The sequence below is a fragment of the Kurthia sp. 11kri321 genome, assembly GCF_001534765.1.
Classification (GTDB): domain Bacteria; phylum Bacillota; class Bacilli; order Bacillales_A; family Planococcaceae; genus Kurthia; species Kurthia gibsonii.
In genome coordinates, this window is sequence record NZ_CP013217.1 from 1,629,250 (window position 1) to 1,653,218 (window position 23,969).

At 36.0% G+C, this 23,969-nt stretch carries 24 protein-coding genes; 11 read left to right on the forward strand and 13 right to left on the reverse strand.

What is annotated here, in order from left to right:
• The first annotated feature begins 72 nt into the window (after window positions 1-72).
• From ASO14_RS08395 to ASO14_RS08410, 4 genes are all read left to right on the forward strand, one after another.
• Window positions 73-849: an SH3 domain-containing protein gene (locus ASO14_RS08395; protein WP_068453817.1), complete on the forward strand. Its 777-nt coding sequence runs from the start codon at window positions 73-75 to the stop codon at window positions 847-849.
• 510 nt (window positions 850-1,359) lie between these two features.
• Window positions 1,360-2,421, forward strand: a complete 1,062-nt coding sequence (locus ASO14_RS08400) for a DHH family phosphoesterase (RefSeq protein ID WP_068453818.1) — start codon at window positions 1,360-1,362, stop codon at window positions 2,419-2,421.
• Between the two features lie 446 nt (window positions 2,422-2,867).
• Window positions 2,868-4,391, forward strand: coding sequence for a succinyl-CoA:acetate CoA-transferase ScpC (locus tag ASO14_RS08405; RefSeq protein WP_068453820.1), 1,524 nt, complete (start codon window positions 2,868-2,870; stop codon window positions 4,389-4,391).
• 192 nt (window positions 4,392-4,583) lie between these two features.
• Window positions 4,584-6,188 (forward strand): ABC-F family ATP-binding cassette domain-containing protein, encoded by a 1,605-nt coding sequence (locus tag ASO14_RS08410; RefSeq protein WP_068453821.1) that lies wholly within the window; start codon window positions 4,584-4,586, stop codon window positions 6,186-6,188.
• A gap of 91 nt (window positions 6,189-6,279) precedes the next feature.
• Here ASO14_RS08410 and ASO14_RS08415 read toward each other — a convergent pair whose 3' ends face one another.
• From ASO14_RS08415 to ASO14_RS08430, 4 genes are all read right to left on the reverse strand, one after another.
• A complete protein-coding gene (locus ASO14_RS08415; protein ID WP_068453822.1) occupies window positions 6,280-7,317 on the reverse strand; it encodes an LCP family protein in 1,038 nt (345 codons plus the stop codon).
• A gap of 185 nt (window positions 7,318-7,502) precedes the next feature.
• Window positions 7,503-7,703, reverse strand: a complete 201-nt coding sequence (locus tag ASO14_RS08420) for a cold-shock protein (RefSeq protein WP_068453824.1) — start codon at window positions 7,701-7,703, stop codon at window positions 7,503-7,505.
• 107 nt (window positions 7,704-7,810) lie between these two features.
• Window positions 7,811-8,011, reverse strand: coding sequence for a cold-shock protein (locus ASO14_RS08425; protein ID WP_068453826.1), 201 nt, complete (start codon window positions 8,009-8,011; stop codon window positions 7,811-7,813).
• Between the two features lie 212 nt (window positions 8,012-8,223).
• Window positions 8,224-8,517, reverse strand: a complete 294-nt coding sequence (locus ASO14_RS08430) for a DUF1033 family protein (protein WP_068453828.1) — start codon at window positions 8,515-8,517, stop codon at window positions 8,224-8,226.
• 119 nt (window positions 8,518-8,636) lie between these two features.
• Between ASO14_RS08430 and ASO14_RS08435 the strand changes: the two genes are divergently transcribed.
• From ASO14_RS08435 to ASO14_RS08445, 3 genes are all read left to right on the forward strand, one after another.
• Entirely contained in the window at window positions 8,637-10,361 is a 1,725-nt protein-coding gene (locus ASO14_RS08435) for a globin-coupled sensor protein (protein ID WP_068453831.1), read from the forward strand.
• 92 nt (window positions 10,362-10,453) lie between these two features.
• The gene (locus tag ASO14_RS08440) at window positions 10,454-11,086 is read left to right on the forward strand and encodes a 5-bromo-4-chloroindolyl phosphate hydrolysis family protein (protein ID WP_068453832.1); all 633 of its coding nucleotides are present in this window, start codon (window positions 10,454-10,456) and stop codon (window positions 11,084-11,086) included.
• 3 nt (window positions 11,087-11,089) lie between these two features.
• Entirely contained in the window at window positions 11,090-12,265 is a 1,176-nt protein-coding gene (locus ASO14_RS08445) for a toxic anion resistance protein (RefSeq protein ID WP_068453833.1), read from the forward strand.
• A gap of 46 nt (window positions 12,266-12,311) precedes the next feature.
• Here ASO14_RS08445 and ASO14_RS08450 read toward each other — a convergent pair whose 3' ends face one another.
• The 3 genes from ASO14_RS08450 to ASO14_RS08460 form a co-directional block, all read right to left on the reverse strand.
• Window positions 12,312-14,219, reverse strand: a complete 1,908-nt coding sequence (locus ASO14_RS08450) for a vWA domain-containing protein (RefSeq protein WP_068453834.1) — start codon at window positions 14,217-14,219, stop codon at window positions 12,312-12,314.
• A gap of 10 nt (window positions 14,220-14,229) precedes the next feature.
• The gene (locus tag ASO14_RS08455) at window positions 14,230-15,093 is read right to left on the reverse strand and encodes an AAA family ATPase (RefSeq protein ID WP_068453835.1); all 864 of its coding nucleotides are present in this window, start codon (window positions 15,091-15,093) and stop codon (window positions 14,230-14,232) included.
• A 75-nt stretch (window positions 15,094-15,168) separates the two neighbouring features.
• Window positions 15,169-15,366 carry a DUF6501 family protein gene (locus tag ASO14_RS08460; RefSeq protein WP_068453836.1) on the reverse strand — a complete coding sequence of 66 codons (198 nt, stop codon included), beginning with the start codon at window positions 15,364-15,366 and terminating at the stop codon, window positions 15,169-15,171.
• A 301-nt stretch (window positions 15,367-15,667) separates the two neighbouring features.
• Here ASO14_RS08460 and ASO14_RS08465 point away from each other — a divergent pair, with 301 nt between their 5' ends.
• The 3 genes from ASO14_RS08465 (at window position 15,668) to ASO14_RS08475 (ending at window position 17,503) form a co-directional block, all read left to right on the forward strand.
• Window positions 15,668-15,937: a hypothetical protein gene (locus ASO14_RS08465; RefSeq protein ID WP_068453838.1), complete on the forward strand. Its 270-nt coding sequence runs from the start codon at window positions 15,668-15,670 to the stop codon at window positions 15,935-15,937.
• A 119-nt stretch (window positions 15,938-16,056) separates the two neighbouring features.
• On the forward strand, window positions 16,057-16,542 hold the full coding sequence (locus tag ASO14_RS08470; protein WP_068453840.1) for a nucleoside 2-deoxyribosyltransferase: 486 nt from the start codon (window positions 16,057-16,059) through the stop codon (window positions 16,540-16,542).
• 52 nt (window positions 16,543-16,594) lie between these two features.
• Entirely contained in the window at window positions 16,595-17,503 is a 909-nt protein-coding gene (locus ASO14_RS08475) for an EamA family transporter (RefSeq protein WP_068453841.1), read from the forward strand.
• Window positions 17,504-17,613: 110 nt separating this feature from the next.
• Here ASO14_RS08475 and ASO14_RS08480 read toward each other — a convergent pair whose 3' ends face one another.
• The 3 genes from ASO14_RS08480 to ASO14_RS08490 all read right to left on the reverse strand — a co-directional run bounded on the left by ASO14_RS08480 (window position 17,614) and on the right by ASO14_RS08490 (window position 19,534).
• Window positions 17,614-18,636: an alpha/beta hydrolase gene (locus ASO14_RS08480; RefSeq protein WP_068453846.1), complete on the reverse strand. Its 1,023-nt coding sequence runs from the start codon at window positions 18,634-18,636 to the stop codon at window positions 17,614-17,616.
• A gap of 109 nt (window positions 18,637-18,745) precedes the next feature.
• Complete coding sequence (locus ASO14_RS08485; protein ID WP_068453852.1) at window positions 18,746-18,970, reverse strand: hypothetical protein; 225 nt, start codon at window positions 18,968-18,970, stop codon at window positions 18,746-18,748.
• 150 nt (window positions 18,971-19,120) lie between these two features.
• Entirely contained in the window at window positions 19,121-19,534 is a 414-nt protein-coding gene (locus ASO14_RS08490) for a DUF1284 domain-containing protein (protein ID WP_068453854.1), read from the reverse strand.
• 137 nt (window positions 19,535-19,671) lie between these two features.
• On the opposite strand from ASO14_RS08490, the gene ASO14_RS08495 reads away from it, so the two are divergent.
• Entirely contained in the window at window positions 19,672-20,016 is a 345-nt protein-coding gene (locus ASO14_RS08495) for a hypothetical protein (RefSeq protein ID WP_068453856.1), read from the forward strand.
• A 218-nt stretch (window positions 20,017-20,234) separates the two neighbouring features.
• Here the strand turns inward: ASO14_RS08495 and ASO14_RS08500 are convergent, their stop codons facing one another.
• The 3 genes from ASO14_RS08500 to glpK all read right to left on the reverse strand — a co-directional run bounded on the left by ASO14_RS08500 (window position 20,235) and on the right by glpK (window position 23,963).
• Window positions 20,235-20,723, reverse strand: coding sequence for a hypothetical protein (locus ASO14_RS08500; RefSeq protein WP_068453858.1), 489 nt, complete (start codon window positions 20,721-20,723; stop codon window positions 20,235-20,237).
• Between the two features lie 196 nt (window positions 20,724-20,919).
• On the reverse strand, window positions 20,920-22,242 hold the full coding sequence (locus tag ASO14_RS08505) for an aldehyde dehydrogenase family protein (protein ID WP_068453859.1): 1,323 nt from the start codon (window positions 22,240-22,242) through the stop codon (window positions 20,920-20,922).
• 227 nt (window positions 22,243-22,469) lie between these two features.
• Window positions 22,470-23,963: a glycerol kinase GlpK gene (gene glpK, locus ASO14_RS08510; RefSeq protein WP_068453861.1), complete on the reverse strand. Its 1,494-nt coding sequence runs from the start codon at window positions 23,961-23,963 to the stop codon at window positions 22,470-22,472.
• Window positions 23,964-23,969 lie beyond the last annotated feature (6 nt).

Here is a 23,969-nt window from a genome sequence, read left to right on the forward strand (position 1 = left end):
GAATACGTAGCTTAATATCCAACCTATACATAACGTTTCATCCTTGTAGGTGGAAAAGAGGAGGTCTTCATCATGTCTTATTCATTCAAAAAAACAGGTACATTCATCACAATTACTGCTGTCGCATTTAGTATTTTGACGTTAACACCTACCTTTTCTCAAGCCAAAAGCACCTATAAAACGGCTTCCGTTGAACAATTCAGAGAAGTTCAACCGAATAAAACCGTTCATATTTTCAGTAAACCTTCTGCTAATTCAAAAAAATATGTGAAACTACCGAAGAATAGTGGTGTCGTTGTTACAGGACAAACGAAGAACGGATTCTCAAAAATTCGTTATCAATTCCAATATGCCTATGTAAAAACATCTGCGTTGAAAAAAGTTTCTGCTAAAACAGGCACACATTACGCGCGAGATATTTCTAAAAAATATCGCTACGACGTACCAATGAATGCAGGTTCGATTTATGCGCGTACATTTACCGCTTCTTTCTTAAAAACGTACAAACCGAGTCCAGCAGTTACAAACTTCTGGTTCTATAAATCTTCACCAACACAATTCGGTATTACAGAATACGATACAAGCAAAGGACTTTATACAGGTGATATAGAAGATGGATATTTATCCCTTTCTATCAAATACCCAATTAAAAAGAATTTAATCTGGTCTGGCGAACTTGGTCAAAAAACAAAAATTACGCAAACAAAAGCAACTGTTAAAACAAAAGCTGGCACATTTAAAAATGTCGTTGTGACACAAAATGGCAAAATGACGTACTACTACGCACCGAATAAAGGACTAATCCAAACAAAAGATCAAGGTAAAACGTTTATCCAACTAACAAAATAAAAGCAAAACAAGGAAGCCCTTTAAGGCTTCCTTGTTTTTTTACAACACGTGGATTTGTCCCTTTCAATAGCGATGATTCCCTTTCGCGCGTGGGTTTGTCCCTTTCAATGGCGATGATTCCCTTTCGCGCGTGAGTTTGTCCCTTTCAACGGCGATGATTCCCTTTCGCGCATGGGTTTGTCCCTTTCAATGGCGACGTTTCTCTTTCGCGCGCGAGTTTGTCCCTTTCAACGACACCAATTCCCTTTCGCGCGTGGGTTTGTCCCTTTCAATGGCGATGATTCCCTTTTGCGCGTGAGTTTGTCCCTTTCAATGGCGATGATTCCCTTTCGCGCGTGGGTTTGTCCCTTTCAATGGCGATGATTCCCTTTCGCGCGTGGGTTTGTCCCTTTCAACGCAATATGATTCCCTTTCAGCCAAGTAAAATGTAGAAATTCGTGCTTTCCCCTTCTTTTATGAAACCACTCAGTGCTATAATGAGGTTCGATGTTTTAGAAAGGCGTTGACGATATGAATTTTAAAAAATTACCGAAAAAACTAACGCAATATGCTCAAATTCATTTAATTACACATACAGACTTGGACGGAATCGGTCCTTCAATTGTATTAGATGCTTTTGGTATTCCGCATATTCCTTATTATGTAGAGACGCGTAAAATTGATGAAGCTGTGATTGAAAAAATTGCTGAGCTGCAAGATCAAGAATTATTAATCATTACAGATTTATCTGTGAACGAAGAAACAGCTGAAGCGATTTCTGCTGTCAATAAAGAACCGAATGGTCGTCATATTATTTTAATTGACCACCATGCATCTGCACTTTATTTAAATGATTATGACTGGGCAGAAGTTATTCCAGAAAAAAATGGCATTAAAATGAGTGCGACTACTTTAATGTTCAAAAATTTATTCGATGCTGGTTTTGAAGTGACACCTCTTCAACGAATCGAACAAGAAGATGGTGAAGAATCGATCGCCATCCCTGAATATACACAAAAAGAAAAAGACACGATGTTAACACGTGTTACGCATTTTGTTGAAAATGTTCGTCTATATGATACATGGGATTGGCACGCCCTTTCGATTCAGGAAGCTGCCGATTTGAATACGATTTTCTACGCACGTCGTCGCCACGAATTCGCAAAAGATCGTATGAATTATATTTTAAATGGGTCATTATTTACAGAGGCTGACCAACAGTATCTTGATTTTTCAAAAGATGAATTACGTAAAATTTTAAAGAAAAAATCAAAACAAATGATTATCGTTGAAAATTACACATTAAAAGGACATGATGAACCGATTAATATTGGTGTTGTTGAAACAGATTCATTCTTTAGCGAACTTGGCAATCATTTAGCTGAGAAGTTTGAAGAAGAAATCGACTGTGTCTTCATTATCTCTTTAGTAAAAGATAAAGTCTCACTACGTTCAATTGGGCAAAAACTTGATTTATCAAAAATTGCGAAAGAATATAATGGTGGTGGTCATCCAAATGCATCTGGATGTGACTTATCTGCACTTGGTATGGACTTCATCTCGGCTATTTTCGAGGCACAAAAAAAAGCATAACTTGAACATATTGGACATAATTCGCGAATAAGCGAGTTATGTCTTTATTTTTTTATTAAATACTTTTTTGATGTGTATTTTTACCCTCATTAACACATAACATTTGATTTCATTCATTTTTCAGTTTAAACTATGCATAAGTTGCAATCAAAAAATTATCATTTTCCAAGCCTTAAATTTCCATAGAATAAAAAAAATAAAAAATTTAAGAGAAAAGACTAGATTAATTTATCTACTTCGTGTAAAAATATAGTTAGAAATCGAAACCAAATTCTATTTCAAATGGGAATATAATAAAGCGCTGTCATTTCCCTGTAATAGTACAGCGAAATGTGATTTAGTATAATTATATGACCGACCGATTTTTTCACTCGTCATGTGCCTATTTTGTTAAACGCTTACAAAACAATTATTTACATGATTATTATTTTTAGGGGGAATTATGAATGGAATCAACAATCGAAAAACGTTTAGGGTTAAAAGAACTAGCAAGTAAAGTTGTATCTGCTGAAGAGGCTGCAAAATTAATTTCAAATGGCGACGTAGTGGGTATGTCAGGCTTTACACGTGCTGGAGATGCAAAAGTTGTACCAATGGCTCTTGTAGAACGCGCGAAAAACGAAACATTCAAAATTGATGTTTACACAGGTGCTTCATTAGGTCCTGAAGTTGATAACTACTTAGCAACTGCTGGTGGTATTCGTAAACGTGGACCATTCATTGGTGACCGCGGAATCCGTACACTAATCAACTCGGGCGATGTATTATATGCAGATATGCACTTATCGCACAACGCTGAACAATACCGTCAAAATATCTTCGGTAAAGTAAACTATGCGATTATTGAAGCCGTAGCAGTTACAGAAGATGGTTATATCATTCCAACAACTTCAGTTGGTAACTCACCAATCATTTGTGAAGTAGCTGAAAACATTATCATTGAATTAAATATTACACATCCTGAAACTTTAATCGGTATTCATGATATTTATATTCCTGGTGAGCAAGGTAAGCGTGAAGCAATCCCTATGACAGATGCAACACAACGCATCGGTGAAAAAGGAATTAAAGTTGATCCAGCAAAAATTAAAGCAATCGTTGTTTCTGAAGAACCTGATGCACCTTCATTAATCGTGCCTCCTGATGAAGAAACACAAACAATGGCGAACTACCTACTTGATTTCTTCCGTAACGAAATTAAAGAAGGTCGCTTAACAAATGAATTAATGCCTCTACAATCAGGTGTTGGTTCAGTAGCAAATGCTGTATTAGATGGTTTCGCAGACGCAGAATTTGAAAACTTAGTTGTTGCTTCAGAAGTATTACAAGATGCTGTATTCAATCTAATTGATGCAGGTAAAGTACGCTTCGCAGCTGCTACTTCAATTACATTAACTGAAGAATTACAACAAAAGGTATATGGTAACTTAGAGAAATATGCAGACAAGATTACATTACGTCCACAAGAAATCTCTAACCACCCAGAATTAATTCGTCGTTTAGGATTAATCTCAATCAACACTGCACTTGAAGCAGATATTTACGGCAACGTAAACTCAACGCACGTTTCAGGTTCAAAAATGATGAACGGTATTGGTGGTTCAGGTGACTTCGCACGTAACGCACGTCTTGGCATCTTCGTTACAAAATCATATGCTAAAGGTGGGGCTGTATCTTCAATCGTACCTATGGTTACACATGTTGACCATACAGAGCATGATGTAGATGTAATCGTTACAGAACAAGGTGTTGCTGATTTACGTGGTCTTGCACCAAAAGAACGTGTTCCATTAATCATCGAAAACTGTGCACACCCTGATTTCCGTGAACAATTATGGGAATACTACAATGCTGCAGTTGAAAAACACGGCAATGTACAAACTCCACACTTATTAAACCGTGCATTCGAAATGTACGACAATCTTGAAAAAACAGGTTCAATGAAAAAACAAAATCAACCTGTAGAATAAGAGTCACTTCAAATACGAGTATCCTTTTGGATGCTCGTATTTTTTATGCCCTCCCTCTTTTGTTTTATTTTCGCGTTTCTTTCGATATTTTCTAAGAAACTATGTCAGTTTCCTGTTTAGTTCCATCTAGCCTATAGTCGTACCTATGTAGACGTGTTATAATGGAGGTATTGTGAAAAAGGAGGTACTTACATGATTCAAGTAAGTAATGTAGCTCTTCGTTTCGGCGATCGTAAGCTATTTGAAGACGTTAATATTAAATTTACACCTGGTAACTGTTATGGCCTAATCGGTGCAAACGGTGCTGGTAAATCAACATTTTTAAAAATTCTTTCTGGTGAAATCGAGCCACAAGAAGGCCATGTAAGCATGGGGACAGATGAACGTTTAGCTGTCTTAAAACAAAATCACTTCGAATATGAAGAATTCCAAGTGCTTGAAACAGTTATGATGGGTCATAAAAAATTGTATGAAGTTATGCAAGAGAAAAATGCCATCTATGCAAAAGATCCATTTACAGATGAAGACGGTATTCGTGCTGCTGAATTAGAAGGTGAATTCGCAGATATGAATGGTTGGGAAGCTGAATCAGATGCAGCAATCCTTCTACAAGGTTTAGGAATTCCTGATTCAATGCACTATATGACAATGTCTGAACTAACAGGTTCTGAAAAAGTCAAAGTATTATTAGCGCAAGCTTTATTCGGTAAGCCAGACGTTCTATTACTAGATGAGCCTACCAACCACTTAGACTTAAAAGCAATCCAATGGTTAGAAGAATTCTTAATCAACTTCGAGAACACTGTCATCGTTGTATCGCATGACCGTCACTTCTTAAATAAAGTATGTACACATATCGCTGACCTTGACTTCTCTAAAATCCAAGTTTATGTAGGTAACTACGACTTCTGGTATGAATCAAGTAAATTAGCACAACGTATGTTATCAGATCAAAACAAGAAAAAAGAAGAGAAAATCAAAGAATTACAAGCATTCGTTGCTCGTTTCTCTGCGAACGCTTCAAAATCAAAACAAGCGACTTCTCGTAAAAAGATGTTAGAAAAAATCGAGTTAGATGACATTCGTCCATCTAGCCGTAAATATCCATTCATCAACTTTACGATGGAACGCGAAATCGGTAATGACGTATTAACAGTTGAAAGTTTAGGTAAAACTGTAGATGGCGAACAACAATTTAAAGATATGCGCTTCTCAATGAATCGTGAAGATAAAATTGTTTTACTTGGTAATCCAATCGCTAAAACAGCTTTATTAAAAATCATCGCTGGTGAAGATGAAGATTTTGAAGGTTCTTACAAATGGGGCGTTACAACTTCTCAAAGTTACTTCCCATTAGATAACGAAGAATTCTTCCAAGGTTCTGAAAAAACATTAGTTGATTGGTTACGCCAGTTCTCTCCAGAAGACGAAACAGAAACATTCTTACGTGGTTTCTTAGGTCGTATGCTATTCTCTGGTGAAGAAGTGAAAAAATCACCTGCTGTTTTATCAGGTGGCGAAAAAGTACGTTGTATGTTATCTCGTATGATGTTATCACATTCAAACGTATTACTTTTAGATGAACCAACAAACCACTTAGATCTTGAATCAATTCAAGCATTAAATGAAGGCTTAACAAGCTTTAAAGGCGCGATGATTTTCACATCTCATGACCATCAGTTCATCCAAACAATCGCAAATCGTGTAATTGAAATCCGCGAAGACGGTTCAATTTTAGATAAGCAATTAACATATGATGAATTCCTAGAGTGGAAAGCAACAAATAAATTAGATTAATTTAAAATACAGAAGAAATCACAATGATGTGGTTTCTTCTTTTTTATACAAAAAAAGCACATACCCGAAAGTATGCACTCTAAAATTTGATTTAATAAGCACCAAATGACGCATTTGTCTTGAATGGTTCATTTGGATTCAAGTTTAACTCTGTACGCAATTCTTTGCTTAAGTTTTGTAACTTCTGTTGATCTGCTACAAAATACGAAACGCCATTAATTCGCGTTTCATAACCTTCAATTTCTTTTGATTCGATTTTTAGATTCTCCATCTTTAAATATTGATTTTGGATAGCAAATAAATCTGAAATCGATAAACTTGTTTTCACATTTTTGCCGAAGATTTTTGTTAATTCCCCTACTTTTAATAATGTATTCGCAGATTTTAACTGTTCAACAGTTGCTTGAATAAACTGTTGTTGGCGCTGTTCACGTGAATAAACATCATTGACATCACGCTTACGCATACGCACAAAGGCAAGTGCTTCCTCTCCTGTTAAACGAGTCTCGCCAGCTTTGAAATCAATGCGCTGTTTATTATAGACATTTGTTTCCCAGAAAGGATATTTGATGTCTATATTAATACCACCTAGTGCATCCACTACATCACGAAATCCATCAAAATTAACTGTTACAAAAGCATCAATCGGAATATTCAATAATTTTTCGGTTGTTTCCAACTGTAACTTCTCTCCACCATACGAATTAATCTGTCCATATGTCATTGCTGCGTTAATTTTATGTACACCCGTATATTCGCCCGCATTGTCAATTTGAACACGTGTATCACGTGGTACAGTCGTTAAAATCACTTTACTTTCTTTTGGATTGAATGTTGCGACTAATTGTGTATCTGCACGTGCAGTTTCTGTATTTTTCGCATAATCTTCAATGCCTAGCAATAGAATGGAGAAGGGATCATCACTATATGAAACTTCCTTTTCTCTCAAATCTGACTTATTTGCTTCACGTTGTAGTGATACTTTGGAATCGTTCAATGCCCCTTTAACAGATATCACTGAATAAATCAGGTAGCTACTAACAACAGCTAAACAAAGGACTAACAACCATAAAGAACCATGCAGCAGCCTCTTTCGACGTCGTTTGGACGTTCTTGTTTTTGCACCCATGTATATTCCCCCATATAACTTCTATCCTAAAACCAATTGTATCATAAACTACTATTAATTGTCATAAAAATATACCTTTAATCACTATGATGATATAATATTCAATTCTCTTTTTTACATTAAAAAAAGAAAACAACATTGCTTTTATGTGTTTTCTTTTTAATTTAAAGATTTTCTCTTGTACACTATTTTTTCATGACATTTGCTGCTTGTGGTCCACGCTCACCTTCGATAATTTGAAATTCTACAGCTTGTCCCTCATCCAATGTTTTAAACCCATCACCTTGAATCGCTGAAAAATGAACAAAAATATCTGCTCCTTCTTCTGATTCAATAAAACCAAAACCTTTTTCTGCGTTAAACCATTTTACTATACCTTGTTCCATTTATCTAACCTCCATACTATTCATTATATCCATAATAACAAATAATTCAGAAAATAAAAAATGAAATAGAAAAGAGGCTAGCCGAAGCTAGCCTCTGTAATTGTAAATTAAAGTTTTACAACGTTTTCTGCTTGTGGTCCACGGTTACCTTCAGTAACTTCGAACTCAACTGCTTGACCTTCGTCTAAAGTTTTGAATCCTTCGCCTTGGATTGCAGAGAAGTGTACGAATACATCGTTTTCTCCTTCAACTTCGATAAAGCCAAAACCTTTTTCTGCGTTAAACCATTTTACTGTACCTTGTTTCATGTGTAAAAACCTCCAAAATAAAAAGTGAACATATGAATCTAATTATACCTTTGCAAAAATTCACATATTACAATAAGTACCGACATAAACCCGATCACTTTTTGTAATATGTGAATAGAAGTACCGGTAATACAAGTTTCATTTGTTAAATTTATTATAACATACCACTTTATGTTGTCAATAAATTTGAATATATTTGACAATAATTTCTTTCATTTTTTGACATTTTCTTCTACTACTTCCCATATTACCCCATGGTAAACAGGTAAACAATCTGCACAGTTTTCACAGTATTCTCTTTCATCATCAGACCAAAAAGCCCAAAAACGCTCTTTTTTATGCATCATATTCATATATTTTTTTGAAAACTCTTCAATTAATTGTTGTAAATATTGACTTGCTTCTTGTTCATTATCATATGTGACTTCTGTCACGACATGTTCTTCCCAACCTTCAAACTGCCACCATGGCTCGTAGTCTGCTTTCATGTAAATCACTTTATACATAATATTCCTACTTTCTAAAAAAATTACTTATGTGCCAATATATCTTTTTTACTACACTATCCTCTTAAAATATGCTAAAATAACTAAAAAAGCTTTAACCAAAAAATGGAGGTTTATACATGTTTTCTTCACTTCGCCCAAAACTTAAAATGAATCAATTATTAGAACGTGGTACTGATATTCAAACAATTGAACGTTTTCAAAAAACGCTCGCATTCAATCATTTTACATCAAACGACGAAAAAAATTTACGTTATTTATATGAAACGTTGGCTAGTTCAACTCCATCTATGAAAGAAATTTTCACACAATATTTAACAGAATTATCTCCTGATAGCCACCATAAAATTGCTGAAGAGATGATTGAACATTATCTTGTAAACTTTTTTACAGCTGATCGCGACGAACACTATGTAAATGAGACGTTACGATTCTTTGATCAGTTCCGAAAACATCAATTTGAACCTGGAAAAACGATTGTGATTTTCAATCAATTCGCATTCTATGTGACAACACACGTATTATACAACTTTGGGTTTAAACCTTCCAAAGCATTCGACTTAATGCGCTCATTTCAATCTGCAGTGAATGTCGATCAAGAATTATTATTTGAATCTTTTACAGAGCGCACACTTGAAAGATCCGTATCTGAAATTGTCCGTTTAATTGAGACAAACTCTAAAATCATGTATATGAAAGACTTAATTTATAGTCTAGATCGCCAAACAGACGAGATTCAATCTTCTACTGCTGCAACTGAAGAGATTACTGCTTCGATTGCAGAGATTGCACGTACTTCTACCCGAATTTCAGAAAAAACAAACCAATCTGTTGAATATGCACTTCATTCACAAAATGAAATTGGTGGTGCTTTAAATGAAATTATGAAAACAGGTGAAACATTCTCTACAATTGTTGAGTCATTTAGCGAATTACAAAAACGTGTCGGTGACATTGAACATGTTGTCACTTTGATTAATGAAATCGCTGATCAAACGAATTTACTAGCACTAAACGCATCAATCGAAGCAGCGCGCGCAGGTGAGCATGGCAAAGGTTTTGCAGTTGTTGCACAAGAAGTTCGTAAGCTTGCAGAAAATACGGTATCTGCTTTAACAGAAGTATCCACGAATGTGAAGCATTTAAAATCATATTCAAATACGGTTCAAGAATCGATTACAAGTACAACAAAAATTATTAAAGAAGCTACTACTGAAGCAAAAGAGTCACTTCCACTTCTAAATCAAATTGTCGACGAGATTTCAGATATCAACGATGCAGTTAAAACCACTGCTTCAATTTCTGAAGAACAGTCTGTTGCGATTGATGACGTATCTAATCGTATGGTACAGATTACCGATTTACAACAAGATATTCGTGAACTTGGACAATCGACTTCTGTTGGTGTACATCAATTAAGTAAAGAGATTGATGCATTCCGTCTAAGTGTTGTCAATAATGCAAATGTACAGCTTTCAAGCTATGCTCTGTTGCAATTATCAAAAGCCGATCATATTTTATGGAAATGGAGAGTATATAATATGTTCTTAGGTTTAGAACATATCCGTCCTGAAGATGTGTCTTCGCACATGGATTGTCGTTTAGGTAAATGGTACAACTCAGAAAAAGCACGTGCTCGTTTTGCGAATGAGCCCGCATATCAACAATTAGATACGTATCATGCACAAGTACATGAACTAGCAAAACAAGCTGCAACTGCTTATTCACACAACGACTTACGTACAGCTGAACAGTGCTTGTCTAAACTAGAAGAAGCATCATCATATGTGATAGAATTAATTGACGAACTCATTCACAAGATTGAACTACAACGTGGTCAATAATTCGACAAATTATTTCAAAAGAAAATATTTTGAATTGAAACCTTCTACATTTTAAAACGTATATTAACAAAAGAGTGTAAGGAGGGAATTACATGTTACACGCTGGACATACAGCATTACGCTACTTCATTTCATTTGTAACGATACCTGTTACATTTATGATTGCGATGTCAGGATTCCATTTGGGCTTTTGGATTAGTCTTGTAATCGCCGCGCTCGTTTACATGGCGAGCAACTTTATTATAAAAGTCTATCAACGATACAAGAAAAGAAAGCAATTTGGTCTTACCAAATCAGAATATAATCACATCGAAGCGCAGATTCAAGAGGCGCGAGAATCACTTTACAACTTTAACCGAATGGCGACACGCGTTCGTTCAATTTCAGGTTTTAAACATTTATTTGAGATGAGTCGTTTATCAAAACGCATTATTTCAATTGTGCGTGCAAACCCTCCGAAATTCTATCAAGCAGAAATCTTTTTCTATTCTCACCTACCTTCTGCTGCTGAATTAACGGAGAAATATGCTTATTTATCGAAACAGCCGATTAAAGATACGGAGATGCATCTTGCACTCCAACGCACACGTGATGCACTTGAAGATCTTTTTGTGTCATTAGAAAAAGATCTTCGTCAAATTTTAGCAGCTGATATCGAAGAATTAAAAGTCGAGCTTGATTTTGTGACGCGACGAAGTGAGCGCAGCTCGAAGGAGGAGTCTTAATCTATGCAAGAAAATCAGTCAAATAAATCAGTCGATGATTTACTGGCAGATCCATTTACGATGAATCCTCTGCCACAGCAACAAACGATTCAACCAGAAATTCAAAAAGATGCACCGGTTCGCCAATTAGATCGTTTAACACCTGAAGATCAAGAAAAAGCACGTCAATTAGCTTCTCAAATTCCAACAGGTAGTTATGAAGCAATTTTAACGTATGGTGCAAATGCACAAAATGCTTTATCGAGCTTCTCAAATAAAATGCTCGACCATGTACAGGCGAAAGATATTGGGCCTGTCGGCGATATTTTGAAAGATTTAATGACAAAATTAAATGAACTTGATCCTGAAGAATTACATCAAGACAAACCAAAAGGCTTACGTAAACTTTTTGGTAAAATGCAAAAATCGATTCAAGAAATGATGTCGAAGTATCAAAAACTGAGTACACAGATTGACCGTATTGGTGTGCAACTTGAACATTCAAAACGCGGTCTTGTAGATGATGTTCAAATGCTCGACCAATTATATGAACAAAACAAAACGTACTTTGAAGCATTAAATGTCTATATCGCTGCAGCTGAATTAAAGCGCGATGAAATCACGAACGATATTTTGCCAAAATTACGTGCAGAAGCTGAAAAATCGAATGATCAAATGGCGATTCAAGAAGTAAATGATTTAGCACAGTTCGTCGATCGTTTAGAAAAACGTATTTACGACCTACAGCTATCGCGCCAGATTACGATTCAATCTGCTCCGCAAATCCGTATGATTCAGCAAACGAACCAAACATTAGCTGAAAAAATTCAATCTTCGATTATGACAGCAATTCCGCTTTGGCGCAATCAGATTGCCATCGCTCTTACATTGAATAATCAACGTAAAGCAGTTGAAGCGCAAAAACAAGTAACTGCGACAACAAATGATTTATTATTAAAGAACTCTGAAATGCTGAAGATGAACACGATTGAAACAGCGCGTGAAAATGAGCGTGGTATCGTAGAAATCGAAACATTAAAAGCAACACAAGAGAACTTAATTTCGACGATTGAAGAAACTTTACAAATTCAAGCAGAAGGACGTCAAAAACGTCGTGAAGCTGAAATTGAAATTGGTCGTATGGAAGAAGATTTAAAACAGCGTTTACTTTCGATTCAAACGAAACAACAAGGCTATTAAAATGAAAAGGAGTCATTCCCCGTCATAGAGGAATGACTCCTTTTTTTTACATACTTTGTACAACGAGTGATAAAACTTTTCGTAACATGCGAAGTGTCATATCTGAAAATTGCGCTACATCACTTGCGACAATAGACTGTCTACCATAGATGGTTGAAAATAATTGAAGTTGCTCTTCACTCGGTTCTGATGTATTTAAAAATAGATGTAATACGGTAATCCCTTGCTTCTCTGCTTCAATAACAGCTTCAGCAGTATCTAATATACCATTCTGTGCATATTCAAAAGCAGAAGGTTCCCCATCGGAAAAAACAAGTAAAAAGCGATGTTTTTCAGGTCGCTTCTTTAAACGCTCTGTCATCCAGCGAATCGCAAAGCCATCTCGATTATCTTCATGCGATGTCATCGCTGCAATTTTTTCACTAGCATCTACTGCCCCGTCCTCTAAACGATGAATCCATTCAAATGTATTCGGCTGCACTTCTTTTGTCGCTTCATAAGCATCTTCATAAAATAAAGTCATCTCATGCGCAATCTCAAGTGAACGCAGTACATCATGGAATAATAGAACGGCCTGTTTTGTTTCATCCATTTTATCCATCATAGAAGCCGAGCCATCAATTAATAAACCAAATACAGCATCTAGAGGTTTAGAAGGTGCATCTTTTTTATAAAAAGGACGTGGGCGATTCTCTGTAACAAATGATAAAAGTTGTTTTGAATCTAAACGACCATAACTAAGATGCGTTCGTCGACTCATCTTCTTTTGTGCCATGCGTTTTCGTAATTCTTGAACAAGTGCGCGTACCATCGGCTCTTGTTGTAATCGCCATTTTTCCATGACCGATTTTGGTGTGATGTCCTCTCCATGTGTAGTAATCATCTTCTCTTGATAGATTACTTGTTCATGTTCACGTCCAAATACTTCACCAGACTTGGTATATTTCTTTTTTAGTGATTTTGTTGCTAAGCTTTCTTCTTTTTGTGGTTTAGCAGTCGCATCGACGTCGCCACCCGTTCCAACTTCTGTCGGTGGTTGACCATCCTGTCCTTTCACTGCTTCATCTGATAAAGATTTCCCTTCGTTTCCCCGCTCTAACTCAAAGCGTAAATGGGTCCCTGTATCATCTTGTGATTCACGATGCCAACTTCTAAAAGTTTCTTCGATTGTTTCTTTAGCTTCATCACTGCCTTCTTCCATCCCGCAAACACCATCATGTTCATAATCTGGAATAAAAGGTGCTGCTTCCAACTGATCTAGTAAAGCGTAAACATCCAACTGAATATCTTTTTTTAGAATTTCTTCAATCTGCGGTATAAGCGCCCAAATGATACGAATTGTTTCCTCTGTCGATTGACTATCGAATACGTGCTGCCATTTATATAGTAAATCGCCAAATGTGTCGAATATTCCACCTGTCGGTAAGCGCAAACTACCTTCATGTAGAGCGATATAAAAATAATTTAATAATGCTTCTGCTAGAAAGCCTTTTTGATGATGCACATGAATTTGATGTTGGTATGTCGCTAAATAGGCTTGTGCACGCAATCGAAAAGCTTTTTTTGTACCTGGACGTTTTTTGGCGACAGACTCCATCAAACGAAATTCTTCTGCCATAATAAGCTGTTGTTCGAAAAACTTCGGATAGTTCAGCTCTGCTATTTCTTCTTGAAATTCATGCCAAGCTCTTTGTGAAAAATGACGCCAAAATCCCTCTGCTAGTAAATAAATATCAGATAAACGGCCTAAATGCGTTTGTTCAGCTGTTCGATGACGCCAAAATACAGACATGGATATCGTTTGTTCTTTCGGATTGAATTCCATTAATTGTCGTTCTGTTAGATGAATATGTGGATTTTCCGAAAGTGCCTGTGCTAAATTCTCATAGGTAATCATCTGTCTTGCATCGATTTGTTCATTATTAAATTGAATAAATCTACTCATCTCTGCCATATCGAATCACCTACTCCATCCATGTTTTTGCTAATTCAATAACTAACTGCTTTTCTGATGCATCATCTAATTTTTCTGCAATGGCATATCGCACTGCACGAATGGGTGACATGTATTGCGCTAACTCAATCGCATCTAATAAACTTCGAATCGACGCTGCTTCCTCACTCACTAAACCATTCTCTGCTTGTTTTCGCAAATCTGTCGCAAGTGACAGCATACTATTTTTTAAAGTTGCTTGAATCGTCGGGAAGTATTCATCCACTAATCCCGCTAATTGTTCACCTGTAATATATGGAATCGCAAAAGAAACAAAACGGTTTTTTAGCGCTTCATTCATCGGTGTTGTCCCGATGTATCCTTCATTAATTGCGGCAATGACGCCAAAGTTTGGATGCGCTTGAATAACCTCACCTGTAAATGGATTCGTCAACATACGGCGATAATCCAATACACTATGCAAAATCGGTAATGTTTCAGGTTTTGCCATATTAATTTCATCAATATAAAGGAAATGTCCTTCTTTCATCGCTTTTACAACAGGACCTTCCACAAAATCAATCCATGTCTGTCCTTCCTTTTGTACAACTGTTTTAAAACCAAGTAAACTTTCCGCATCTAAATCAACCGAACAGTTAATACTATGCATCGGTTGTTCAAATAATGCCGCAATCGATTCTGCTAATTTCGTCTTCCCTGAACCAGAAGGACCCTTTAGTAAAATCGCTTTTTTCAGTACGACACTTAATAGAATATCTTCGTATAAATAAGCATCCGGTGATTTATAACCACCTTCTGGAATAAGTGATTGCCACTCATTATTTTCATGGTCTTTCGTACGCTTTACAATTTCTTGTTCAATCAGTTCGTGCATCGTCGCTTCCCCCTATTCTAAAAAAGAAAAACTCCCCCGATGAGACGGAGGAGCTGTTTTCTGTAAATCGCTCAATTATGCGAAATATTCTTTGTAGTAACCACCGACGTGGCCTGAGTTATCAACTACAAAATAAAACTCGTCTGTTTCATTTTTCACTTCATACTCTTTACCTACTGTTAGCATATTCGATACTAAATATTTTTTTGCATTTGTATGTTCGCATTTGACCGTTTTAATTGTTGGTGCATCTTTCCAATTTAAATGTATCATGTTCAAACAACCTCTCTACTCGCATTTACTCTCTTATTCTAACTCATTTTTAGAGAAATGTGTTAATTTTTTTACGCCCTTTTCATTTCATGCTATGCTAGATAAAACAATGGTTTTGGAGGTTCAATATGTTATTAATGTTCGGTAGTGTTCCAACTTGGTTCTTCATTATCGCTTTTTCATTCATCATTCTATTTTTCATTTTTTCAGAATGGCTGACACGCAAATAAGGTTTATTACTATCTTTTCAGTGGAAAAAGAGTGTAAAATAATTTTTCTTTGAAAGGAATGTGACTTCTCGTTGAAATTGACAGAGGCAGGAAAAGCATTTATTCAAAAAGCCATCGCAAATGAAGAAACCTTAAAATTACGTTTTTATGGTATTTATCAGTCGGGTGATTTTACGATTGGAGCAGATATTGATACGCTAATTGATACGGATCATATTATCGAAGTAGAAGGTTATGAAATTGGCGTATCGCCTGAAGTGATGAGCAAATTAAAAAAAGCGACGATTCACGCCCAATTACACACACAAGATAAGGGTTTGATTTTATTAAATTGCAAATAGTAAAACAGAGAGACTTCTTTTTTGGCGTCTCTCTTTTTCTTTCAATTCAAAATTTACATAGACGCTTGTTTTTCTATTACACAATAACATACAATAGAACAGAACGGAGGTTATGCAAGATGTTGAAAGGTTATTTAGCGAACGGATTATTTAGTTTAGGTGGCCGTTTAGTGAACGAAATGATTGCAAAAGCAGTTCGTCACACGTTACCAAACGTCGATTTATACGTACCACAAGAAAATGATGCAATTAATGATAAAACAGCATTTGCAAATAGTGAGCAGATTGCATACGCAGATATTGAAGCATTAAAAATGAGTGACTTTTTAATAGCAGTCATTGATGGTGTTGAAATCGACAGTGGTGTTGCCGCAGAAATCGGTGCTTTTTCAATGTTAAATCGTCCTATTTTCGCTGTATTTACAGATTCAAGACAACAAGGGCGCGACAACATGAAGAAAATTGAAGCACTACGAGCAGACGCTGTTGAAAATCAATTCGTCTATCGCAACTTATTCGTTGTTGGCTTAATTAAGCAAAATGGCTGTGTTTGTACAACAATTGATGAATTAACAGTCGAACTGAAAAAACAATTCATGTCGTAACTTTCCTCATGCATTCGTTTATTTTATTGAGATAGAGGAGTCTTTTTTATTTATGTGGTTTTTATATGCAATGTTAACATGGGCATGTTGGGGCGCAGCCAACTTGTTCTACAAAAAAGGGTCAGATCCTGCCGACCGCAATAGTCATGCCAAAATTACAATCATGGTTGGTCTTGTCATGGGTGCACATGCAACCATCTATATGCTTGTTAAAGGTTTATCATTAAATCTTGATGATATGATTACGTATTTACCTGTTTCTGCACTTTATATTTCTTCAATGGTGTTTGGATATGTTGGTTTACGTTATTTGGAATTATCAATTGTCGCACCACTTCAAAATTCTTCAGGTGCAATTACCGTCATTTTACTATCTATTTTCTATCCAAGTGATAATAACTGGTTACACTATGTAAGTATTTCGATTATTTGTATCGGTGTTATTTGGATTGCTGTACTTGAAAAACAACAAGATGATTTAATTCGCCACCAATCTGGCGTTGTCATCGAGAAAAAATATAAGTTCGGCTTTTTTGCCTTACTATTCCCATTACTATACGCTGTATTAGATGGTCTAGGAACATTTGCAGATGGTGTTGTCTTAGACAAGACGAAACTATTATCAGAAGATGCAGCGTTAATCGCCTATGAATATACATTCTTCATCGTAGCAGTTATTTACTGGGCTTACTTAGCAGTTGTAAAAAATGAAGTTGTCAACATCTTCAAACAAGGAGATCGAACAATTGCGGCATTACTCGAAACAGCTGGCCAATTCTTCTATGTATATGCCATTGCTGCTTATGCAATTGGTGCTGCACCACTGATTTCGTCATTCTGTATTTTCTCTATTATCTTATCGCGCATTTTCTTAAAAGAAAAATTATCAACGCGTCAATATTTTGTCATCAGCATTATCTTAGTCGGTATCGTCTTACTCGGCTATGCAGATGAATTATAAAATGAAAGAGGCTATTCACTTCTCTTTTTAGAGTTCGAAAAAAAAACGGAACCGCTCGATAGCGTGATTCCGTTTTTTTTGTGTTCATACGCTTATGTCTCTGTTCTTTCTTAATCTTTTAAAGTTACTTTTAAAAATGCGAGTGTTTCTGCTAAACAGCGCTGCGCCTCTTTTGTATCATAACTAAATTGGTATTCATGATAAATCGGCTGTTCTTCATTCGCATAAAATAGCGACTGAACAGGGACATCTTGCTCCACTAACTCTTTTACAAACGCTTGCCCTTGCGGTAAGAAAGAAAAACCGTTTACATCGGTTACATAACTTGGTGGGAAGTCAGATGTCACATGCTCAGTCAATGAAGCTTGTGTCACAACCGGGCTATCTTTCCAATTTTTATCGCCAATTAAATCCCATGCAACGGTTCGTGCAAAGAATTTCATTAGTACCTCTTTTTTCGGTAAATCCTTCATTTGCTGCAAATCGAGTGGACCACAATAGGAAATGAAAGCTTTTAAATGTTCTTTCGGTACAAGTTGCTTCATGCTCATCTCTTTTGCATATAGGGGATTTGTTTGAATCGCAACATACTGCCCCACAATCTGCGCACCTGCTGAATCGCCACCAAACGCAATCTTTGTTAAATCGAAATTTGTCCATTTTTCAGGTGAAGCAACAAGTGTCTTGTACAAATCATTCACTTGTACAACTTGACCTGGATAGCGTAACTCAGGAGCCAATTCGTAATTCATGGAAATCACCGCAACTCGCTCTTTTGTCACAACATATGTCGCAAACTCTTTTGCAAGTGACTTATCCCCTGCTAAGTAACCACCACCATGTAGCCAAATTAATACAGGTAACTTTTCATCTTTTTTCACATCTTTTGGTGTATATAAATCGAATGTATTACGTGGATATTTTGAATTATAATTGATATTTTTTTGTATATTTACTACTTCTTCACTTTTCTTAAAATTTCCGACGTCTTTAATTGGTACTTCTCGATTAAAAACATAGCGAATCATCGCTGTACCAGGTTTTGGTGATACTTCTGTCGCGACAATTAGTCCTACAATGAGTATAATATTTAAACCTATGTACCATTTTAAAAAGCGTTTCACCCACTTCATAACTCTCACCCCACTGTATCATAACACTATTCACTAAAAACCATCTATTATTGTTTCCAATTTTATATGTAACAAAAAAGAGATTCCAATTAAAAGAATCTCTTTTTTCTTAATATTTTAATTTTAACATATGTGCATATTGCACTTTTGTATAAGCTGTTACGTCGTACTGTTGTAAATCAAGCTGCTTACTCACTTCTGAAACTGCTGCGTGTTGTTTACGTGATACCACAACGAATTGTTTTGATTGTCCACTGGCTTTTTCTACTGCAACAACAATATATTTTTTCAGTCCAAATAATTGATTTAAGCGTTTGAAAAGGAAAGTTGTCATACTAAACCTCCAATATAATATGAAAATGAACGTACGTTCGTATTCTATTATCGCATATTCTCACTCTATTCTATAGAGTACTTTTGACTAGTTCAAAATCTATTGTTTTACAATATTTATCCATAATTCAAGTGCTAATTCCCTTATGATTTATACATCAAATAATGAAATTCCCTTATGAATCCGCTCCATTCCTTCTTCACAAACCCCGTAGGAACGCCAAGAACAATTTTCACAAATTGTTGCAATGTCTGTCGGTTGAATATACTTTTTCAATCTTCTTTCAACTTCGAACCATGGTACGAGTTGTCCAATTTGAATGCCCAACTTTTCTGCAATATATGCATCTTGATTAAAAATTTCTTCGCTTAAACAATGATATTCACCACTGTTTGGATATTTTTCGCATAGATGATCAATGCCTTTTACTAATCGAACAAGTGTCGTCGGTCTTGCACGCAGTTGTCGATGAATGCGCGTCATATTTTCTACATATTCTTCTGAATAACCCATTCCTCTGTAGCCAACTAAGCAAAGTAAATGATGTCCTCTTAAATGAATCATGAAAAGCGCCCCTTTTATGTAAACTGATACAATAAATAAGTTTACACTTTTACGATTCGAAGTACAATATGGAAGATAAAGTTGTGGTGATTCTGAAGGGATTCTATCGTATAATAGAAGATGGGAGGTTGATGCTCTTGCATTCTTTACGTGAGCGAATAATCATTACGATTATTACTAGTATTTTATCAACCATTGCAACGAAGATTTATTATTGGAATTCAATGGAGCCGAGTCGTGTGTGGTTTATTTTTTGCCTCATTATGATTTTATTAATGACGTATGGCTTGCTTGCATCGTATATCATCGAACGAATCGCTGCTATTTTCGATTATCAAGTCGTGAAAATTCTGATCCGTGTGCTACTTTATTTAATCGCAGGCACACTACCTTTTATCGGTTCACCTATTTTAATCGTGAGTATTATAACAGCCATTATCTATGTGTTAGTCGATGCACTCTATCCGCAGTCTAAATCATAAAAAAGGACCCTACGAGCAAGGGTCAAAATAAGTTATGAGGTAATAAGAGACTGTAGCATTTTTAAAGCAAGAGGAGTTGGCTTTAAAAATTACTACACCTATTACATCTAAGGTGGTATGTTTTTTATATACCCCTAAAAGACTATATTTTAAACACAAATAATAAAAAAACGAACTTTCCATACGATTTAACGTAATGGAGAGTTCATTTTATTATTTCAATCTCCTAATAAATTAGGTGTTTGCTCAGGTTGTTTTTTAGTGACCGTTTCATCTTTATCTAATTTCTCTTTACTCTTTTTCACTTTCTCTATTTGTTTTTTTAGTTCTCGATAATTATGAGCCGTTACTTCATAAAATAAATACTTGGATTCATAAAAAGGGCGACAAATATAACGCTGATTTTTTCGGTCTTCCCAGAGATAATAATTCGCAATCAGCATATTTTGTCGTGTATTTTTAAATTGAATGTATTGTGATGAAAAATGACTGAGCTCATCTTCAGACATCCCAACATTTGTAGCTTCTTTTAAAATTTCGTGAATTTTTTCGTATACTTGCTCGTTGCGTAATGTATGTGTTAATTCTACTTCGTCATTTTGAATGATTTTTCCGTATTGAATAGAGTGTGACGTTGTTGTTTCATTACATGCACCTAGTAGAAGCGTGCCTATAAGAAGTATGATTCCGACATACGCTTTTCTCACACTGCCACCCCTTTATATTTATTTTATAGTCTTATACCCCTCTCTTATTTATCCATAACCCATTATTTATATAATCAAAAAATATTCATGTATATAAACTATTCGCTTTTTCATGCGTAAACCCTTTCAACATTAAAAAAGAGTATGACATATGTAATGTTCATACTCTCGCTTTATTTTTATGATAAAATTTTATTTATAAAATATGATATACAGCGCGTGCATGTGATAACCCTTTGAAACCATGAATACCATGGAAACTGCCAATTCCTGAATTATTAACACCACCGAATGGTAAACCTGGATGAACATTATGCATAATGATTCCATTAATTGTTACACCACTAGATGATGTGCCTTGTAATAAAGCTTCTTGGAAGTGACGATTTTTACTGAATGGATACATAGCAAGTGGTTTTGGACGTTTTTGAATATAATGAATGACTTCATCTACTGTTTTATAAGGCTTTATAAATGTAATCGGACCGAAAACTTCTTCTTCTGAAATGCGCATATCTTCTGTTACATTGCCTAAAACAGTTGGTTCAATTAAACGCTTTTCATCATTAAAATCCCCACCAGTTAATACAGTAGCTCCTTTTTCAATGGCATCGGTAAATAGTGATTTTAGTCGTTCATAATGTGCTTCATTCACAATTGTTGTGCGTTCATCATAACGAATCTTTCCTGATTCATCATAGAGCATATATTTTGTGACTCCTTCATAATTTACGACAAAATTCGTCACGTCATCTTCATGAACAAAAATATAATCAGGTGAAATGCAGAGTTGACCACCCATTAGAATTTTACCGAATACGAGTTGTTGCGCTGCTTGCTGCATATCATATCCGCGATCTAAAATGACTGGTGACTTCCCTCCTAGCTCAAGTGTAACACTTGCTAAATGCTTGGCAGCGCCTTCCATTACAAGCTTACCGACGCGCGGACTTCCTGTGAAGAAAAAGTGGTTAAATGGAATTTGTAATAATTCATTCGCTACTGTCGCATCACCCGTCACAACAGCTACATGATTTGCCTTGAATACATCTTCGATGATAACGCGAATAATATCTGCATAATGTGGAGACAATTCAGATGGTTTGAGCACAACACAGTTCCCAGATGCAAGCGCTTCCACTAATGGGTGAATACAAGTCGATAACGGTGAATTCCACGTCCCCATAATACATATAACACCTTTTGGTTCATATACAATACGTACTTCTGCATCTTCGCCACTCGGTACAACTTCTGGTTTCATCCATTCTTCTAAGTGCGCTGTTGTATATTGAATAACTTCTACAACGGCTTGAATTTGACTGTTCTCTTCTGCTTCTGGACGTGCGAAATCTTTTTGTGCCGCTTCAATAATTTCTGGTGTACGCGCAATCAATGCATCTTTTAGCGCATTCAACTGTGCAATTCGCTCTTTTGCAGTTGTCTGACGCACCTTCCACTGGTTTTCTTCTTGTGCATTAAAAAGTTCTCGAACTGCATTTGTCTCAATTTTCGTCATCTAAATAGCCTCCCTTAATCAAATCTTGAAACTATCATAATCGAACGAAAAAGAGAAAAGCAAACAATAAGTAGAAAATTATACATTTTTTATTTTAATGATAAAGAACCTTACTACTTATTCTGTTTTCAGACTTAATTTCTCTCTGCAAATATACTTTTTATATTTTAAAAAGCGTACGCAACAAAAAATCGGAACCACACCATCGCGCGATTCCGATTTTTAAATTATTTAAAAGCTTGTGCTGCTTTTACTGCTTTTTTCCATCCTGTATATAATTCTTCACGACGTGATTGTTCCATCTCTGGTGTAAATTTATGCTCTAACTTCCAATGTGCCGCTACTTCATCCATTGAAGACCAGAAACCAACTGCTAAACCAGCTAAATATGCTGCACCTAATGCTGTTGTTTCTTTTACAACTGGACGGTCTACTGGAACATCTAATAGATCTGCTTGGAATTGCATTAAGAAGTCATTCGCCACCGCACCACCGTCTACACGTAATGTTTTAAATGGAATACCTGAATCTTCTTCCATTGCACTTAATACGTCATTTGTTTGATAGCAAAGCGATTCAAGCGTTGCACGAATGAAATGTTCTTTTGTCGTACCACGCGTTAAGCCAAATACTGAACCACGTACATCTGAATCCCAATAAGGCGTTCCTAAACCAACGAATGCTGGAACAACATAAACGCCTTCTGTTGAGTCAACACGCTTTGCATACTGTTCTGAATCAGATGAATTACGGAACATACGTAAACCATCGCGCAACCATTGAATCGCAGAACCTGCTACGAAAATACTTCCTTCAAGGGCATAGTGAATTTTACCATCAATGCCCCATGCAATCGTTGTTAATAAACCATTATTTGACTTGACTGCTTTTTCACCTGTATTCATCAACATGAAACAACCTGTTCCGTATGTGTTTTTTACCATACCTTGTTCAAAACAAGTTTGACCGAATAGAGCAGATTGCTGGTCACCAGCTGCACCAGCGATTGGCACTTCACTACCGAAGAATTTCGCTGCATCTGTTACACCATACACTTCAGACGATGGTTTAACTTCTGGTAGCATAGATGCTGGGACACCTAAAATATCGAGTAACTCCTCATCCCATTTTAATTCATGAATATTATACATTAACGTACGTGAAGCATTTGAGTAATCTGTTACATGTACTTTGCCGTCTGTTAATTTCCAAATTAACCATGTATCAATTGTACCGAATAATAAATCACCGTTTTCAGCTTTTTCACGTGCGCCTTCTACATGATCTAAAATCCATTTTACTTTTGTACCTGAGAAGTAAGCGTCAATTAGAAGACCTGTTTTATCACGGAAAAGTTGATCGTATCCTTCACCTTTTAGTTCTTCACAAATACCTGCTGTTTGTCGTGATTGCCAAACAATCGCGTTATAGATTGGTTCACCTGTGTGACGGTCCCAAACAACAGTTGTTTCACGTTGGTTTGTAATACCAATCCCTGCAATTTGTGAAGCCTCTATATGTTTATCTGCTAAAACAGTTGCAATACACGATAGAATAGAAGACCAGATTTGCTCTGGATCATGCTCTACCCAACCTGCTTCTGGGAAATACTGTGGAAACTCTTTTTGATGTGAATAAAAAATTTCTCCCTCATGATCGAATAAGATGGCACGTGAACTTGTCGTACCTTGGTCTAATGCTAAAATATACTTTTCTGTCATATCAAT